The organism is Corynebacterium sp. A21 (assembly GCF_052266655.1).
GTDB lineage: Bacteria > Actinomycetota > Actinomycetes > Mycobacteriales > Mycobacteriaceae > Corynebacterium.
In genome coordinates this window covers 399075-417284 of record NZ_JBQPQY010000001.1, presented here as the reverse complement: position 1 = coordinate 417284, position 18210 = coordinate 399075, and the positions used below count along the sequence as shown (strand labels likewise).

Below are 18210 nucleotides of genomic sequence, written 5' to 3'. Positions count from 1 at the left end.
GACAGCAAAAAACCGTGACCAGTATCTGGTCACGGTTTCAGCGAGTCAACCTCGAAAGGTCAAGCTCTGGGAGGAATTACGCCTCGGTGGCAGCTTCCTCGGCCGGAGCCTCTTCAGCAGCAGCAGCCTCAGCGGCAGCCTTTGCCTCAGCGGCAGCAGCCTTCTCAGCAGCTTCCTTCTCGGCAGCAGCCTTAGCTTCGGCCTCTTCCTTGGCCTTCTGCTTCTTGCTGGTGATGGCCTCGAGGGTCGGGCCGTCGTTAGCCTCGGAGAGGGCGGCGTTGAACAGGTCCAGCTTGGAGGTCTTCGGCTCAGCGAACTTCAGGGTACCCTCGGCACCCTCGAGGCCCTTGTACTTCTGCCAGTCACCGGTGACCTTGAGCAGTGCGAGGACGGGCTCGGTCGGCTGTGCGCCGACGTTCAGCCAGTGCTGTGCGCGCTCGGAGTCGATCTGGATCAGGGAGGGGTTCTGCTTCGGCTCGTAGATGCCGATGTTCTCGATGACCTTGCCGTCACGGCGGGTACGGGAATCGGCGATGACGACGCGGTAGTGCGGGCTACGGATCTTACCGAGACGCTGCAGCTTAATCTTGACAGCCATGATGGCTCCTTCTGGTCACTGGGCAGTTCAGACACCCGCCAATTTCGGCGGGCCGGTTCAACCCTTGGATTTAACCTGCGGGTGACGCACCGGCCGACCAGGGTCGAATTCGGTGTTACGCAGGAAAGATTGCGGTGTAAACAAGCTTGCTTACAACCTCGACAACTATACCGATTCACCCGGCCAGAAAGAAATCGCCTTCAGCGGTAGAGTAAGCCTGTGCTTTCCCGTGAGCTCATCAGGTACTTTGACGAATCCCGCATCGACACCATCTTCCTCAGTTGTGATCTGGCTGCACTGGACGCCTTCCTGGCCGGACCCGGCATCAACGCCCGCGACCGGCACGACCGGACAGTGCTGATGCACGCCGCGGCTGAGGGCAACCTGCTGGTACTGGCGCATCTGCTGACCGCCGGCGCCAACCCCTCGCTTATCGACGCCCGCGGCCGCACCGCGCTGCACTATGCCGCCATCGCTGGCAATGATGCCGGGGCTGAGCTGTTGCTTGCCGCCGGCACCCCGGTTGATGCCGTGGACGAAGCACAGCGCACGGCACTGTGGCAGGCGGCCGCGCAAAACCTGCCAGATTCGGCGATCGTCGAGGTGCTGCTGCAGGCGGGTTCAAACCCGCGGTTACGCGATGCCCAGGGGGTTTGTGCGGCGGACCTGCTCTAAAGTCAGCGTCCCAGGGATCAGCTCAGTCGGACCGCGCGTACTGACCAGCCGGCAAGAACGATGACCACACCCATCCCTGCCAGCGCCCACCACACCGGCCCCGCGGCCGTCGCAAAGTTCTCGATATCTGAGCCGAGCCGGGCCACCACCAGGGAACCGAAGATGGCGGCACCCAGGGAGTTACCCACTTGACGCGAGGTTGAAGTGACGGCCGCTGCGGTACCAGCCTGGTCCTTAGGCAGTCCAGAAACCGCCGCATTGGTGATCGGGGTGTTCACGATGCCGAATCCGATGCCGTAGACCGCGAAGGCCGCCGCCAGATACCACAGCGGGGTGTCTAATTCGACCATGGTAAACATCAGTCCCGCCACCGACATCACCGCGCCGGAGATCATGAGAGGGGGCGCGGGCCCGAAGGCTGCCACCATCCGCCCGGAGATCGGGGCGCACACCGCCATCATCAACGCCAGGGGAAGGAGCATCAGTCCGGCGTCCATCGGGGTCAATCCACGTGCCTGCTGCAGGTAGAGAGTGATCACGAAGAGGAAACCACTGGTGGAGGTGAAGGCCACCAGCGCACTGATCACGGCAGCGCTGAAGGATCGGGAGCGGAAAAAAGAGGGTGCCAGTAGGGGCTCCGGGGTGTGGTTCTCCCACCAGAGAAACAGGCCGACGGCCAGGGCAGAAATCACGAAGCACCCCAGTACCAGCGGATGTGACCAGCCGAGGGCCCCGCCCTGGATCAGGCCGGTGTTCACCCCCACCAGGAAGAGGATCATCAGGAGCTGGCCGGGCGGATCCAGCCGGCGGTGGGTGGCCGCATTGGATTCCGGAATGAACCGGGCGGAAAGAATGATGGCAAGGACAGCTATCGGCACATTGATCCAGAACACCGCCCGCCAGCTGAGCAGATCGACCAACAATCCCCCGATCGGCGGGCCCAGTGCCATGGAGATTCCGATGGTGGCGCTCCAGATCCCCAACGCCCGGGCACGTTTTTCCGGGTCGGTGAAGCTATTCGTGATGATCGACAGGGCCACCGGGTTGAGCATGGAACCACCGATGCCCTGCATCACCCTGGCAGCGATGAGGATCTCCGCATTGGGGGCGAAGGAGCTGATCAGCGAACTCAAGGCAAATAAGGTGAGGCCACATTGGAAGACCCTTCGCCGCCCGATTCGGTCAGCAACGGAACCTGCCAGCATCAGGAAAGCTGCGGTGGCCAGCGAGTAGGCGCTGACCACCCACTGCAGCTGGGTGACGGTGGCCGCCAGGTCCACCCCTATTGAGGGAAGAGCCACGTTGACGGCATAGGTGTCCATGCTGATGATGAACACGCTCATGCAGCAGGTGTAGAGCAGGATCTTCCGGCCACGATCGCTGAGCTGATCGAGTCCGCTGTTCCCGCTTCGCCCTCGGGCAGCCGGGGCGGTGTCCACGACACTTCGGCGCTGTTTCACGTGCCCACCACTTTCCTTTAAGCCAATGAGGCCGCTCTATCCCGGTACTGTAGCGCACCACTGGAACACAGAACCCCGGCTTTGATTCACGGGGAATCAAAGTCGGGGTTCTCAGACGGAACAGGGTGTGCTACTTCTTGCCCTGTCCGAAGTCGAGGTTGTCGAGGTCGATATTGTCCAACCCCTTGGGTAGCTTCGGCATTCCCGGGAGGCCGCCCCCGAGACCCGGCATACCGCCCGGCATTCCGCCACCGCCAGCTTCCATCTGCTTCTGCATCTGCTGGAGTTGCGCCATGTCGGGCATTCCCGGCATTCCGCCACCCATGCCGGGCATCCCGGTCATTCCGCCACCGCGGGACTGCTTCGCCGGTCTCCGCTTACCGTCTTTGCCCTTGCGTCCCTTGGGCTTCTTCTTGGTCGCGCTGCGGGAGGGGCCTCCCATGCCGAACTGTCCGGCCATCTTGCCCATCATCTTCTTGGCCTCGAAGAAACGCTCCACGAGTTGGTTGACCTCGGAGACGTTGACACCGGAGCCATTGGCGATGCGCTTGCGGCGGGAGGCGTTGAGGATCTTGGGGTTGTCTCGCTCACCCGGGGTCATGCCGCGGATGATGGCTTGGATGCGGTCCAGCGACTTCTCGTCGACCATATCGGCCATGTCGTTCATCTGCTTGCCGCCGGGCAGCATCTTCAGCAGGTTGCCCACCGGGCCCATGCGACGGATCATCAGCATCTGGTCGAGGAAGTCCTCGAGGGTGAGTTCACCGCTGCCGAGCTTGGCGGCGGTCTCCTCGGCCTTCTTGTGGTCAAGGACGGTTTCGGCCTGCTCGATCAGGGAGAGGACGTCACCCATGCCCAGGATGCGGCTGGCCATGCGCTCCGGGTGGAAGATGTCGAAGTCATCGAGTTTCTCACCGGTGGAGGCGTACATGATCGGCTTGCCGGTGACCTCGCGGATGGACAGGGCGGCACCACCACGGGCGTCACCGTCCAGCTTGGTCAGGACAACACCGGTGAAGTCGACGCCGTCGCGGAAGGCCTGCGCGGTGTTGACCGCATCCTGGCCGATCATGGCGTCGATGACGAAGAGCACTTCGTCCGGGTTGACGGCATCGCGGATATCGCGGGCCTGGGTCATCAGGGTTTCATCGATGCCGAGACGGCCGGCGGTATCGACGATGACGATATCGTGCTGCAGCCGCTTAGCTTCCTCGATGCCGCGGCGGGCGACGTCGACGGGATCACTGTGGGAGGTGCCCATCTCGTGATCGGAGGAGCCGAGGGCGGTGCCGGGATCCGGGGCGAAGGTGGGGACCCCGGCGCGCTCACCGACGATCTGGAGCTGCTGGACGGCACCCGGGCGTTGCAGGTCACAGGCCACCAGCATGGGGGTATGCCCCTGATTGGTGAGGTGCTTGGCCAGCTTGCCGGCCAGGGTGGTCTTACCGGCGCCCTGCAGACCGGCGAGCATGATGACGGTCGGCGGATTCTTGGCCAGCTGCAGTCGGCGGGTCTGCCCACCGAGGATCTCGACGAGTTCCTCGTTGACGATCTTGATGACCTGCTGGGCCGGGTTCAGGGCCTCAGAGACTTCCACACCAGCGGCGCGTTCCTTGATGCGCTTGACGAAGCCGCGGACGACGATCAGCGAGACATCGGCCTCTAGCAGGGCCAGTCGGATTTCCCGGGCGGTGGCGTTGATGTCCGCCTCAGTCAGTTTGCCCTTTCCGCGCAGCCCTTTAAGGGCGCCGGTCAACCGATCGGACAAAGACTCAAACACGTGTGCACTCCCCTGGGATCCATTGTGTGCGTTGCTGGTATAACTCCACCATGTTAGCCGGTGGCTAGTAGCCGGGTCACGTCACGCTCCACTTTGGCGCGGTCGAAGTGGCCGGACAGCGCACATTGCACCAACATCGTGGCACCCAGCTTCTGACTCGTCAACCAGGTCACCTCGGGGAGCACCGAAATCAGGGCGCCGATGGTTCCCAGCCGGTCATGGGTTCTCACCTCCAGAATACGCCCGGTCCAGAACAGTGCGGTGGCCCCCGGAACCACCAGCGGCAGCGTGGAATGCACTCCAGAGCGGTAGGCCTGGACGAACCCTTCGGCGTCCAGCTGCATGCTGACCAGTGAACGGACCTCAAAGAGCCCGTGCCAGGTCCCGTCTTCACGTTGTGCCAGGCGCACCCCCTCAATATTCCAGGATTTCGCGGCGATGGCCGCCAGCGCGCGGATGCTGCCCCGGAGGTAGTCGCCGCGCCAGTTGACCACGCCGGCACCGGGGTCCCCGGCGACTTCGCGCAGCCCTATCTCGCTGCCGGAGAAAACGATCGGCTTGCGCGGCTGCAGGTCGTGGAGGCGGTGGCGCGCCCGGCGCAGCAGTACCTCCAGGCCTGAGGACAATTGCCGGTTCCACACCCCCGGCCCCGTGGCCTTGGCGTCTGCCTCGGTGAGCACACCCAGGAGATTCACCGTCAGCAGATCATAGTTCAGGGCGGTCAGGAGATCATCGAGGGTGTCCTCGGCGTAGGGGTCCCGCCGGGCCGCCAGCTTGGCGATGGTGGTGTGCTCAGCCACCAGTGTCTGCAGGCACACCCGGTCCCGGTGGTTGAATTCCATGTCTGAGGCGATGCGGGCGACGAAACCGGCACCGACCTGTTCATGGGGTTGGCCATAGCCTTTCCCCAGGTCGTGGAAGAGGGCGGCGAGCAGCAGCAGGTCGGGCCGGGCGACGGTGACCGAGGCGGAGGCACAGTGCGCCACGGTGACCAGGGAGTGCTGGTCGATGGTGTTGATGTGGCTGCGTTCCCGTGGCAGGCGGCCACGAATGTGCTCCCACCAGGGCACGATCCGGATCCACAGGCCCTCGCGGTCCATTGTGTTGACCACGCGTTGGGTGTGTTCCGGGGAGGACAGGGTCGCGATGAAGTCATCGACCATCACCTTCATCCACTTCGGAGGCAGGGGCGGTAACTCGCGCAGCGCCTTCCACACTGAGCTGGCCACCGGTAGTCCGGTGCGGGCAGCGGCGGAAGAGACCCGCAGCAGCAGCCCAGGATCGCTGAGGTCGGGGTCGCGGCTGAGCGTGATGTACTCCCCCACCGCCACAACATCGACGTCGAGCGGGCGACGCAGCCCGGGGGTCCGGGTGTTGCTCAGCCCCGGTTGGCGACGGGATACCGTGCCCAGCGCGCCTCGCGTCACGACGCCGCGGGCAATGCCCATGGCGCGGTTCACCGCGTCGTCGATGGTGCGGGCGGCGTCGGCAAGCGCGGCGGCCAGCGCGTAGCGGTCACTGAAACCGAGGTCACCGGCCAGGTCTGCGGCAAATTCCGGGTCGAGGACATCCCGGCTGCGGCGGGCCCCCTGATGGAGCAGGGTGCGCACATCCAGGAGGAGCTCGTGTTCCGCACCGAGATCGGGCACATCGGCGAGGTTGCCCAGGGCGAGCGCCTTGAGCAGCGCGATATCGCGGAGTCCGCCGCGACCGTGCTTGAGGTCCGGGTGGGTCATCGAGACCACTGAGCCGGAGCGGTTCCAGCGGGCGATGGCGGTCTCCGCCAGGGCGTCGAAATTGCGGGAGATCTCGGAACGCCAGCTCCGCAGCACCAGCTGCCGGGTACTGGCCGTCAGGGCTTCGGATCCCGCCAGGTGTGTCAGTTCCAGGAGCGCCAGTGCGGCGGTGGAATCAGCACTGATCATCGCCTCACATTCGGCCGGGGTACGCACGGCGTGGTTGAGGCGGAACTTCTTGTCCCAGATCGGATACCAGAGTGCGTCCAACTCCCCGGCCGAAGGCTCCGCGCCGGCCGGGTGCAGCAGGATCAGATCCAGATCGGAATAGGGGGTCATCTCCCCTCTGGCCAGGGAACCGGTGGCCGCGAGCGCGGTGCCGGCGGGCAGCGGCAGGGAAAGCAGAAGGGCCCGGGCCCGGCCCACGGCCTGCCTACGAAGCAGTGCCGGTTCGACCGAGCCCGGAGTAACACCCCCGGTGACGGGATCAGATGGCGTCATCGTCCCGTTCCCCGGTGCGGACCCGGATCACGGTGGAGACTTCACTGACCCACACCTTGCCGTCGCCGATCTTGCCGGTGCGGGCGGCGGAGACCACCGCGCCGAGCACCTCTTCGAGCATGTCATCCTTGGTCACGATCTCAACCTTGACCTTGGGGACAAACTCGGTGGCGTATTCCGCCCCGCGGTACACCTCGGTGTGGCCGTGCTGTTGGCCGAAACCCTGGGTCTCGGTGACGGTCATGCCGTGGACGCCCAGGCGATCCAGAGCTTCCCGGATATCAGCGAGGGTGAAGGGTTTGACCACTGCGGTGACAAGCTTCATGTCAGATCTCCTGCTTCGTCGTATCAAAGGCGGCATCCGACTCCCGGGCTTCCGGCTCCGGGGCTTCGCCTGTTCCTGCTGATCTTACCTGCGCGTCACCCGGCAGCGTCGGCACGGCGAGGGCCCGGGCGGACTGAATGCCGTTGAGGTCGTAGGCGGACTCTCGATGCTGATCCAGGTCGATACCGTTGAATTCGGACTCAGCATCGACGCGCCAACCCATGGTGACCTTGAGAATCAGGGCGATGATCGCGGTGAGCACCCCGGCGAAGATCATGGCGGCCGCCGCGATCAGGATCTGGATGATGAAGAGTTGGAGGCCCGCCATTCCGCCACCGGTGAACCAGCCGATATCGGTGGCCAGCAGGCCCACCCCGACGGTGCCCCAGAGCCCGGCCACCAGGTGGACGCCCACCACGTCGAGGGAATCATCGAAGCCGAAGCGGAACTTCAGGCCGACGCCGAGGCAGGCCAGGGCACCACCGATGACACCGATGAGCAGGGAGGTCAGCGGGGTCAGCGCGCCGGCGGCCGGGGTAATGGTCACCAGGCCGGCGACGAGACCGGAAGCTGCCCCGAGGGAGGTGGGTCGGCCGTCGCGAAGCTTTTCGACGCCCAACCACCCCAGCATGGCAGCGGCCGCGGCGGCGGTGGTGTTCAGCCAGGCCAGGCCCGCCAGGCCGTCAGCGGCGAAGGCGGAACCGCCGTTGAAACCGAACCAGCCGAACCACAACAGAGCTGCGCCGAGCATCACCAGCGGCAGGTTGTGGGGACGGTGTGGAAGCTTGGGGAAGGACTTCCGCTTACCGATGATCAGCGCGAGCACCAGGGCGGCGGTACCGGCGGAGATGTGGACGACGGTGCCACCGGCGAAGTCGATCGGCGCGATGGCCGCCTCCCCCGCTGTGACGCCGAAGATCATCGCAGCCAGGCTGTTCTCGGCGTGGGAGAGCAGTCCCCCACCCCAGACCATGTGCGCCAGCGGGAAGTAGACCAGGGTGGCCCAGGCGCCGGAGAAGACCAGCCAGGTGGAGAATTTCACGCGCTCGGCGAGGGCGCCGGAGATCAGGGCCGTGGAGATCACCGCGAAGGTGAGCTGGAAGGCGATGTCGATGGTGTTGGCGTAGCCCGCGGCACCCACGAGGTAGTTCCCGGAGGCGTCAACGATGGAGTTGCGGAGTCCAAAGAACTCCAGCGGGTTGGCGACGATGCCGGCCAGCGACTGGCTGCCGTAGGACATCGACCAGCCCCAGAGCACGTAGACCACGGTGACCACACCGAGGGCTCCGAAGGACATCATCATCATGTTCAGGACGGACTTCTGGCGGGACATACCCCCATAGAACAGGGCAAGTGCGGGTGTCATCAGCAACACCAGTGCGGCGGACATCAACATCCAGCTGGCGTTTCCCGAGGCCAACATGGTTTCTTCTGCAGTCATGGTTTTTCGCCTCCTCAGCGTTCATCAAAGCCGATACTGTCCGGGGATTCCCTGTGGATCCGGCTCGGTATCTAACTATAGACCGACAGATAAACATTTCAATAGCTCAACAGATATAAAAATTCGGGAGAATACCCCCGAGTGAGCCACCACCCGGCCAAACACAAAACCCGCGGCGACCCGGAGGATGAATCCGGGCCACCGCGGGCCCCTAAAAGCCGCTGTTCAGCAGGGAGAGCGTTAGCCGAGCAGAGCGTCGACGAAACCCTCAACCTCGAAGGGGGCGAGGTGATCCGCGCCCTCGCCCAGGCCGACGAGCTTCACAGGAACGCCGAGCTCCTCCTGCACCTGGAAAACGATGCCGCCCTTGGCGGTGCCGTCCAGCTTGGTCAGCACCACACCGGTGATATCAACGACCTCCCGGAAGGTACGCGCCTGGATCAGGCCGTTCTGCCCGACCGTGGCATCGAGGACCAGCAACACCTCATCCACGGTTGCCTTCTTTTCCACCACCCGCTTGACCTTGCCCAGCTGATCCATCAACCCGGTTGCGGTGTGCAGCCGGCCGGCGGTATCAATGAGCACGACATCAGCCTGCTCCGCGATACCCTGCGCCACAGCATCGAAGGCGACCGAAGCCGGATCCGCCCCCTCCGCCCCGCGGATGGTCCGCGCGCCGACCCGGGAGCCCCAGGTTTCGAGCTGATCGGCCGCGGCGGCACGGAACGTATCCGCCGCGCCCAGCAACACCTTATGCCCCATGGACACCAAGACGCGGGCCAGCTTGCCGGTGGTGGTGGTCTTTCCGGTGCCGTTGACACCGACCACCAGAACGACGGCGGGCTTACCCTCATAAGGCATCGCCTTGATGGAGCGATCCAGCTCCGGACGGGCCGCCTCAATCAGGGTCTCCCGCAGCATCGTGCGGGCCTCAGCCTCGCTGGAGACCCCACGCTCGGCGATCTTCTCCCGCAGGCTCTCCACCACGCGCAGCGTGACGGCGGTTCCCAGATCAGCCATGATCAGGGTGTCCTCGATCTCCTCCCAGGCATCCTCATCCAGATCACCGGCGGTGAGAATTCCCAGCACACCCTGGCCGATGACGTTCTGGGAACGAGACAGCCGGGAACGCAACTTGCCGATACGGCCCGCAGCCGGGGCGATCTCATCCTGCGGTTCCGGCGCCGGCTCAGCCGGGGCACTCGGAACCGGGGTCTGCTCCAGCGCAGCTTCCGCGCCCTCGGCGGTCACCGCTGCAGCGGCAGCCGCCGCTACCGCCTCAACCTCCGGCTTTTCGACGTCCACCGCAGGCTGCTCGGGGATCTCCGCCGGGGTTTCCTCGACTGCCGGGACCACCACTGGCGCAGCTGCCTCGGCCGCCTCGATCTCCGGCGCCGCCTGCTCTGTGGCAGGCTCCTCGACGATCTCCTCAGGCGCTTCCTCGACTGCGGGGACTACGGGGGCTGCGGGGACTGCCGGGCTCTCCGGGGTATCAGCAGCCTGCGGCGCCGGTTCAGTCTCGGTCACGGTCTCTTCGACTGTGGTCTCTCCAGCGGAAACCGCCGGTTCGGCCTGTTCCACCACATGGTAGGTATCTTCCCTGGCGGCGGTCTCGGCGATGTTCAGATCGCCAGCCTCAGCCTCGGTATCAAGGGCGGAATCTGCCGTACTCTTGGCAGGTTCCGCCGACGCCACCGGTTCTGCGGGCTGAGGCTCAGCATCAGCCGACACCGCAGCGGCGGCGGCTCCGGCAGCCGCGACAGCGGCACCACCAGCAGCGACAGCTGTCACCTTCTTCTCCGGCGCCGTCTCGGCGGTCTCCGGGGATTCCTGCTGGGGCTCCGTTGCCGTGTCTTCCATGGCGGCGCGGGTCTGCCCGGCTTCCGGCTGCTGCGGGGTTTCAGCTTCTGTCGGGGTTTCCTTGACTGGTGTGGGCTGGGCGGCGGCCGGAGCCGCAGCCTGGATCACGGGTGGCTCCGGGGTTGCCTTCAGTTCCTGGTCGGGCAGCAGCTGAGGTTCCGGCTCAGCGGCCTTGGCGGGGGCGAAGTTGAATCCGCCCTGGGCCTGATAATTTCCGGACTTTTCCTGCTGGGTCAGTTCCTTTGGTTCCTCTTCCGCCGGCTTCTCAAAGCTGACGGTCTTGGATTTACGGCGCTGCAGCCCGACCAGGACCAGGATCAGGATCAGCAGCAGGACAACGACGACGCCGATTATCAGGACAGTGGTATTCATATCCCCCATAGTGGCACCCCGGGCAGGATTTCTCACCCGTAGGGTGCCACCTTTTCCCTGAGTTAGGCGATAATTCCCGGATACTTGGCCGCCAGGACCATCGCTTCCGCGGAAATCAGGTCACCGGTGACCAGATCGGGCACCAGATCCGCCAGCTGAGCCCAACCTCGTGCCGCCTTGTCAAGGGTGCGAGATTTACCCATCAACCCATGAGCGTGCATCCGGGCAGAGAGGGCGAACACCAGGGACACCACCGGTGCCAGGGCCCAGGCATTCGCACGATCCTCGGTATTCACGCCGTCGAGCTTGTCGAAACGGATGCGGGCCGAAGAGTACAGGCCCCGGTTAGAACTGCGCAGCGCGCGCAGCAGCGAAACTGCCGGCTTGATGAGGCCTTCGCTGGTGAGCAAATCGATCAGCTGCTCCCGCTTCTTGAAGGTCTCAAAGACCGCCAGGAGCCGCGGGCTGTCGGCCATGATCGGGCCAGGCACAATATCAGCGTTGGCGAAGAACATCTTGAGCAGGGTTTCCTGCTGGGAGGCCTCCATCTGGGCGATCATCACGGTGGACTGGTCGATGCAGGCGGAATCCAGGGTGGAGTCACGTCCGGTGGCCAGGGTGTTGATCAGCGTCTTACCGGCGATCTTCTCCAGGGTGGCCAGGTGTGCGCGCAGGACAGCCTTGGCCTCACGCGGGTTACCGGTTGCCTCTGCCTCTGCTTCCAGTGCCGCGAAGAGTTCTGGCAGCTGACCGAGCAATTCCAGCGAACCAATCCAGGCGGCACGGTGGGAGTCAGCGGAAGCATCACCGATGACCGGAACGGCCGGGGCGGCCGGAGCGGCCGGGGCTGTCACAATCTCCGGTTCTTCTCCGATGACAACCGCAGCGGCAAGATCCTCCGCTGTCAGCTCCTCCGAAGACTCTTCGGCGGTCACCTCGGGTGCCACCCCGAAGGAGATGTTGACCAGACCGGAGGCGATCACCCGGCCGGGCTGCTTGTCCGCCGGCACCAGGGAGGCCGAAAGTGCGGCCAGTGCGGCCTGCGGCTGAGCTTCCAGGACCGCCTGGATGCTGCTCCGGTTGACCAGGCTTTCTCCCCCATCTGCGACGGTCCAGGCAGCGATGTGGTCCCAGAGGACCGGCAGAACCTGCGGGTCAGCCGGCGGTTCCTCGGTCTCCCCGGAAAGGAAGGCGGAGAGTGCCTGCAGGGCGGCGGGCTGCTCGGCGAAGTGGCCGGGCTGCTCAGCACGCAGTGCTCCAGCGCCGGGCTGCAAGGGCGGGCGGAGATTGGTGAAGGGATCGTCGGTGTGCAGCTGCACCAGCAGCGGGCCGGCGTCGATAAGCGCCTCGGGCAGCGGGGTCGCCGCACCGTCGATGGCGATGGTGCGGGCGAAGGCCCAGGGGGCGGTCTCCGGCCAGATCCAGGCCGCGAGCTGGCGCTCCTGGACCAGGTCCTCGAAAACCAACTGCCCCTCGGACACCGAGAGTGCGCTGGCATGCGGAGTGCTGTTGATGGCGGCGATATTGACGGTGACGCGTTTGTCACTGCGCAGGCAGGTCCACTCGAACTGCAGTCGGCCGGAGGGCATCACGGAGGTGGAGGCAGCGATGGCGGCCATCGGGGCGGTCCAGGTGATGCCGCCGTCATGGCTTTCCAGCTTGATGGAACGCAACGGGGAGCCGTGGTGGTTGATGATGGAGATACGTGGGTTACCCATGTGGCCGGTGCCGCGGATGCGCAGGTGACCGGCCGGGTCAAACTGGCGTGGGGCCAGCTCCAGGCGGGTGGTGCGCCACATCGCCGGGTAGCTCAGCAGCGGGACCTCGAAGGCCAGGCGCGGCGGGGTGAAGCGCAGCGGCAGCTGGTCGCCTTCTTCGGTGGTCACGGAGAAATCAGCACCGGCAGCGTCCGGGGCGACACTGATGCGGCGCGGAGTGACCTCGAAGGTCTTTTCGCCACGGCCGACGGTCAGCTGTGCTTCGCTGAGACCACCCTGGGCGGGGATACGCACCGAGTGGCACAGCCCGGCGACATCGGTCTGGGTGTACATGCCTTCGACGATGGCGTAGCGGTGACGGAAGGACTCATTCCGGGGGCCACGCAGCCGAATCAGGTACTCCCCGACCCAGGGGACCTCATAGGCCTCCGGGTCGAAGATGTGGAAGACACCACCGGCTGCCGGGACCGCCAACGGCTCCGGCTCAGCGACCTCTTCGCCGGCTTCACCGATGCCGGAGTAGGCGGAAATGGACAGGTACCAGATCTCATCGGAACCCGAGAGGGTCGGCGGGAACTCAGCCATCAGGGATTCCGGGAAGACCTCGAGACCACCGGTGGAACGGATGTCCTGCAGCGCCGGGGCGGGGTGCCGGAAACGGACGCGCTGGCGCGGGTCAATACTGCGCAGCTGCTGCATCGCCGAGGGCGACTGCCCCGGGCGCACGACCTGCAGGGAGGCGACTCGGGAGGTGTCGAGGCGGCGGCAGATCCAGGAGTTCCAGCCCTGGACCTCGAAGATCTCGAGCACGGGAACCTCATCGCCGGTGACCACGTCAACGAGGGTGGCGTCCGCCGGGGTGAGCACCAGCAGTTCAGCATGGTGCAGGGAGATCTTGTCGCTGAGATTCTGGCCGTTGGCGGCGAAGATCAGGACCGGGTCCTCATTGTCAACCAGCGGGACCACCCAGGAGATGCCGTTGGTGATGTCCTGGACGGTGGCTTCCCGGGTCTGGTGTTCCACGGCGACGTCGAGCGCTTCCGCGTAGGTCGGCTCACCCCAGGGTCGGCCCGTGCGGAAGATGCGGGTGGTGCCCTCCAGGGAGACCCGCCAGGCGACCTCTCCCCCGTCACCTTCATCATCCTGGGACACCTTCTGCTCCGGCAGACGCAGGCACACCTTGCGGCGTTCGATATCCAGGATCAGCCGTGGGCGCAGCTCACGGGTGGCCACCCCGACGGTGTACTGGCGACCCAAGGTGCCCACCGGGCGCTCCCGCAGCTCGGCCTCGATGGCCTCCGCGATGAGCTTCGGCGGGGTGGGTTCCAGCTGGGAGCGGTCACGGTCGAGCCAGGAGGACGGGTGCGACGTCGAGAAGCGTCGCAGTGCCTGCACCCCGTCGAGCAGACCTGCCAGACGGGTGGGAGCCAGCATCGCGACCGCCGCGATCACCGGCAGCACCAGTTGGTCCTCATCCTCAAGCTCCTCATCGGCGATGAGGGGCCGGTAGCTGTCATCGGCGAGCATCGCCACCAGGGTTTCCCCGGTGGTCTCCGCGGGCAGCTGGTCAAACAGGCTGAGCAGCCCGGCGACCTCAGAGCCGGTGACTCCGGCATGGAAGGCCAGCAGGTCCACCGGATCGGCTTCACCGGGTACCTCCAGCCCGGCCCTGGTCAGCAGCTCGGGCACCCGCACCGCGACATCCTCGGCCCAGGAGGCCTTGGCATCCAGACCCAGACCCACCAGGTATTCCTGGAAGAAGCCGTCCCGGTCGAGCATCCGGCTGGCCCGGGACACCAGGGTGCTCACGGTCATCGCCGGGGTGATCTCGAGCAGGTCCGCCAGGTTCGCCCCCGCGGAAACCTGCCGGCTGAGGAAGGTGCCGAAGAGCCGGTCGAGGCGTTCAAGCTCATCGGTGTTGAAACCGGTCTCCGGGAAATAGGGGTTCTCCGCCAGTCGCTGAGTCAGCTTGAGCTCGGTCTGGGAAGCCCAGCCGAGCAATGAGTCGGTCATGTCCGCAAATGGTGTGGTCACATCCACGCTTTCAGGTCCAGGGTTGACGCCGCCAGAGTCGGTTCCCCCGGTTCTCTGACAGCGATGGGTCAAGGGATTGAGTGTACTGGCCCGACCCCCGACACCGGGGGCCGCACCCGATCAACGCTCAGCCTAGTGCGGAATCTGCCCCCGCGCCTTGACCTGGGCCGCTTTTCGACGCCTCCGCCGGGGCAAGGTCCCGCGACTTCAGGTCCTCGGGACCAGCGCCGCTGCCGGCTGCATCCGCTGGCTGATCACCCGGGTGACGCCATCGCCGCGCATCGTCACGCCATAGAGCACATTGGCCACGTCCATGGTCGGCTTCTGGTGGGTGATCACAATCAGCTGACTATCGCGCCGCAGCTCCTCGAACAGGGCGAGCAGTCGCCGGAGGTTGACGTCATCGAGGGCAGCCTCCACCTCATCCATCACATAGAAGGGGCTGGGCCGCGCCCGGAAGATGGACACCAGCAGAGCCATGGCTGTCAGCGACTTCTCACCACCAGAAAGCAGCGAGAGCCGCTTGACCCGCTTCCCTGGGGGCCGGGCCTCCACCTCAATACCGGTGGTGAGCATCTCCTCGGGGTCGGTGAGCACCAGCCGTCCCTCCCCACCGGGGAAGAGCGTATTGAACACCTTGGGGAACTCCGCCTCGACATCGTGCCAGGCATCGGTGAACAACTGCAGGATCTGGCTGTCCACCTCCTCGATCACCGAGCGCAGGTCCTCCCGGGCCTCGGTCACATCCGCCAGCTGGGTGGAAAGGAACTCATAGCGCTGCTCCAACGCCTTGAATTCCTCCAGCGCCAGCGGGTTGACCTTGCCCAGCGCGGAGAGGTCCTTTTCTGCCTGCTTCAGCCGCTGTTGTTCGGCCACCCGGTGGAAGTTCTCCCCCGGGGTGTATTCCGCCAGCAGGTCGCTGATCGCCAGCCCCAGCTGCTCGGTGATCTTGGCCTCGGATTCATCGATGCGCACCTGCGCCTGGCTGCGGGCGATCTCGGAGTTATGGGCGGTATCAGTCAGCTGATCCCGCTGCCCCCGGGCAGCCTTGACCTCATCGCGGGCTCGGCCGAGTAGTACAGTCAGCTGGGTTTTCTCCGCGCCCAGCGCATCGCGCCGCTGCGCGGCCCGGATCGTGGCATCAGCGACCCTCGCGGCCACATCCCGGGCCCCGGCAGCCACCGCCTGAGCCAACTCCGTCCGGGTCCGACGACGTTCCATCGCCTGTTCATGACTGGCCTTGGCCTGGCGTTCCTGAGCCGCCTGTCGCCGCAGGCTCTCCCCTTTCCCCACCACCTGCCCGGCGCGCTCCTCGGCGGTACGCAACGAGAGTCGGGCCTCCATTTCCATGGCCCTGATCTGGGAGAGCGCTGAGGTTGCTGCCGCGCGCGCCTCGGTGGCGGGCTCTTCGGTGGGGCTCTGGTCGTCCTCGACACGGGAGAGCCGGTCCTGGGTCTGGGCCAGCAGCTGCGAGAGTTCCCGGCGGCGTGCCTCGGATTGGATAACGCGCTGGGCCGCGCGTTCATGCTCCGCGACATTGACCCGGTGTTGTTTGTCCAGCCGGGTGGCATCGCGTTCCAGGTTCGCCAGGTGGTTGTCATGTTCGCGTAGGCGGGCTTTCTGCCCGGCGGCATCGATCCGGGTGTCTTCGGCAGCGTGGCGCGCACCTTCGAGGGTGCCGGCAAGTTCGTCGAATTCCCGCTGGGCCACCTCCAGCTCAGCCCGGGCGGCGGTGACCTGGGCGGTGACCTCCACGGTGGAGCTGGCTCCCCGGCCGAGTTCGATCCACCCGGCGCCGAGCAGCAGCCCTTCCGGGGTCACCGCGCGCAGGCGCGGGTCCTCGTGCACGAGGGCGCGGGCGGTGGCGAGGTCCGGGCAGAGTGCGACGTCAGCAAGCAGCCGGGTGACCGGCCCGGTCACCGAGTCATCGACCCGGACATGGTCCAGCAGCCAGCTGACCCCCGTGGGCAGCTGGGCGGACATCCGCCAGTCCCCCTCGGCCATGCGTCTGGACAGCAGCACGGTACGGGAGGTGTCCCCGGCGTGCAGCTGTGCGACGACCCCCTCACCCAGCTCGCCGGCCAGGGCCTCCGCATGCGTTCCCAGCGCCGCCGCCAGAGCGGCTGCCACGCCTTCCTCGGCGTGCAGCAGGGTGCCCAGCGATGCCCATTCTGCGGCGTCGAGAAGTGCCGCAGCATCGGTCACCGGACGGTTCTGCTGCAGGGTCTCGATCCGGGACTGCAAGGTGTAGATACTGCGCTCGTGGACCTTCTGTTGCTCCCGGAGCTGCTCCAGGCGGCTTTCCGCAGCCGCAGCTTCAGAAGTAGCACGGGTGTGCTCAGTATCCAGGGGTGCGCGTTCCGTCCTGAGTTGCTGGCGGGTCTCCTGGATCCCACGCACTTCCGCCGCAGCGGCCGTGGCGCGCTCAAAGGTCTCCCCGAGCACCTCATTCAGACGTTCAATATCAGCCTGGGCCGCAGCGACCTGGGCACGCTGGGATTCCTCCGCGGCGAGCAGCCGGACCACCCCTTCCCGACGATCCGCGAGGGCGCGCACCTGTGCCAGGTGCTCCGCCTCCGCCTCCCGGGCCGCAGTCTCCCGCTCCGCGACCTCCTCCCGGATGCTCTCGAGCCTTTCGCCGGCCATCTCCACCTCCGCAAGCAGCGTCTCCCGCTCCCGGTCCGCGGCAGCGGCACGCCGTTCCAGCTCCGCCGGATCCGGGCCACTGTAGGCGACCGCTGCGCCGACATCAGCAGCCCGGTCATCGGCGATACGAAGGGTGGCAGCGACCCGCTCTGCCAGGGTGGAGAGGTGGAACCAGAGCTGCTGTGCGGCTTCCGCCCTCGGGTTCAGCTCCGCCAACCGGGATTCCAGGTCGAGCTCCCTTCCGGTGGCAGCTGTCAGTCTTTCAGTGACCGTTTCCACCTGTTCCTGCAACAGCCTGGCCTGATTGGCGGTGTCCTGGAATTTCTGGTGCAGCCGGACAACCTGGTCACCGGCCAGTCTCAGGCGGGCATCGCGGAGATCGGCCTGCACCGTGGCGGCTCGCTTCGCGGTCTCCGCCTGCCGGGCCAACGGTTTGAGTTGGCGGCTGAGTTCCCCGGTCAGATCCTGCAGTCGGTCCAGATTATTCTGCATGCCGATGAGTTTGCGCTGCGCCTTCTCCTTGCGGCGGCGGTGCTTGAGCACGCCGGCCGCCTCCTCAATGTAGGCCCGTCGCTCCTCCGGCTTAGACTCCAGAATCTGCGCCAGCCGCCCCTGCCCCACAATCACGTGCATCTCCCGGCCGATACCGGAATCAGAGAGCAGCTCCTGGATGTCCATCAGACGGGCCTTGGAACCGTTGATCTCATATTCACTGGCCCCGTCGCGGAACATCCGGCGGGTGATGGAGACCTCGGAATAATCGATCGGCAGCGCCTGATCAGAGTTGTCAATGGTCAGCGTCACCTCAGCGCGGCCCAGCGGTTTGCGCTCCCCCGCGCCAGCGAAGATGACATCCTCCATCTTCCCGCCACGCAGGGTCTTCGCACTGTGCTCACCCATCACCCAGGCGAGCGCGTCCACCACATTGGACTTACCTGAACCATTCGGGCCGACCACCGCACAGATGCCCGGCTCGAACTTCAGGGTCGTCGAAGAAGCAAAGGACTTGAACCCCTTGAGCGTCAACGATTTCAGATGCATTGCGCAGATGTTAACACCGCCGG

At 65.7% G+C, this 18210-nt stretch carries 10 protein-coding genes; 1 reads left to right on the top strand and 9 read right to left on the bottom strand.

The genetic code is table 11. From position 1 onward, the window contains the following. Positions 1 to 76: 76 nt before the first annotated feature. Positions 77 to 598, bottom strand: coding sequence for a 30S ribosomal protein S16 (gene rpsP, locus ACTU46_RS01865; RefSeq protein WP_443378388.1), 522 nt, complete (start codon positions 596 to 598; stop codon positions 77 to 79). 219 nt (positions 599 to 817) lie between these two features. Between rpsP and ACTU46_RS01860 the strand changes: the two genes are divergently transcribed. Beyond that, positions 818 to 1273, top strand: a complete 456-nt coding sequence (locus ACTU46_RS01860) for an ankyrin repeat domain-containing protein (protein ID WP_443378386.1) — start codon at positions 818 to 820, stop codon at positions 1271 to 1273. A 17-nt stretch (positions 1274 to 1290) separates the two neighbouring features. On the opposite strand, the gene ACTU46_RS01855 is transcribed toward ACTU46_RS01860, so the two are convergent. The 8 genes from ACTU46_RS01855 to smc form a co-directional block, all read right to left on the bottom strand. Continuing rightward, positions 1291 to 2733 (bottom strand): MFS transporter, encoded by a 1443-nt coding sequence (locus ACTU46_RS01855; RefSeq protein ID WP_443378384.1) that lies wholly within the window; start codon positions 2731 to 2733, stop codon positions 1291 to 1293. Positions 2734 to 2863: 130 nt separating this feature from the next. Next, complete coding sequence (ffh, locus tag ACTU46_RS01850) at positions 2864 to 4513, bottom strand: signal recognition particle protein (protein WP_443378382.1); 1650 nt, start codon at positions 4511 to 4513, stop codon at positions 2864 to 2866. A gap of 53 nt (positions 4514 to 4566) precedes the next feature. Continuing rightward, positions 4567 to 6750 (bottom strand): [protein-PII] uridylyltransferase, encoded by a 2184-nt coding sequence (locus tag ACTU46_RS01845; RefSeq protein ID WP_443378380.1) that lies wholly within the window; start codon positions 6748 to 6750, stop codon positions 4567 to 4569. Next, positions 6737 to 7075 (bottom strand): P-II family nitrogen regulator, encoded by a 339-nt coding sequence (locus ACTU46_RS01840; RefSeq protein WP_443378378.1) that lies wholly within the window; start codon positions 7073 to 7075, stop codon positions 6737 to 6739. The genes ACTU46_RS01845 and ACTU46_RS01840 overlap by 14 nt, the downstream gene beginning before the upstream one ends. 1 nt (position 7076) lies before the next feature. Beyond that, entirely contained in the window at positions 7077 to 8516 is a 1440-nt protein-coding gene (locus ACTU46_RS01835) for an ammonium transporter (RefSeq protein ID WP_443378376.1), read from the bottom strand. A gap of 240 nt (positions 8517 to 8756) precedes the next feature. Further along, complete coding sequence (gene ftsY / locus ACTU46_RS01830; protein WP_443378374.1) at positions 8757 to 10748, bottom strand: signal recognition particle-docking protein FtsY; 1992 nt, start codon at positions 10746 to 10748, stop codon at positions 8757 to 8759. Positions 10749 to 10810: 62 nt separating this feature from the next. Next, the gene (locus tag ACTU46_RS01825) at positions 10811 to 14479 is read right to left on the bottom strand and encodes a hypothetical protein (protein ID WP_443378372.1); all 3669 of its coding nucleotides are present in this window, start codon (positions 14477 to 14479) and stop codon (positions 10811 to 10813) included. 228 nt (positions 14480 to 14707) lie between these two features. Beyond that, on the bottom strand, positions 14708 to 18187 hold the full coding sequence (gene smc, locus ACTU46_RS01820) for a chromosome segregation protein SMC (RefSeq protein WP_443378370.1): 3480 nt from the start codon (positions 18185 to 18187) through the stop codon (positions 14708 to 14710). Positions 18188 to 18210: the final 23 nt, after the last annotated feature.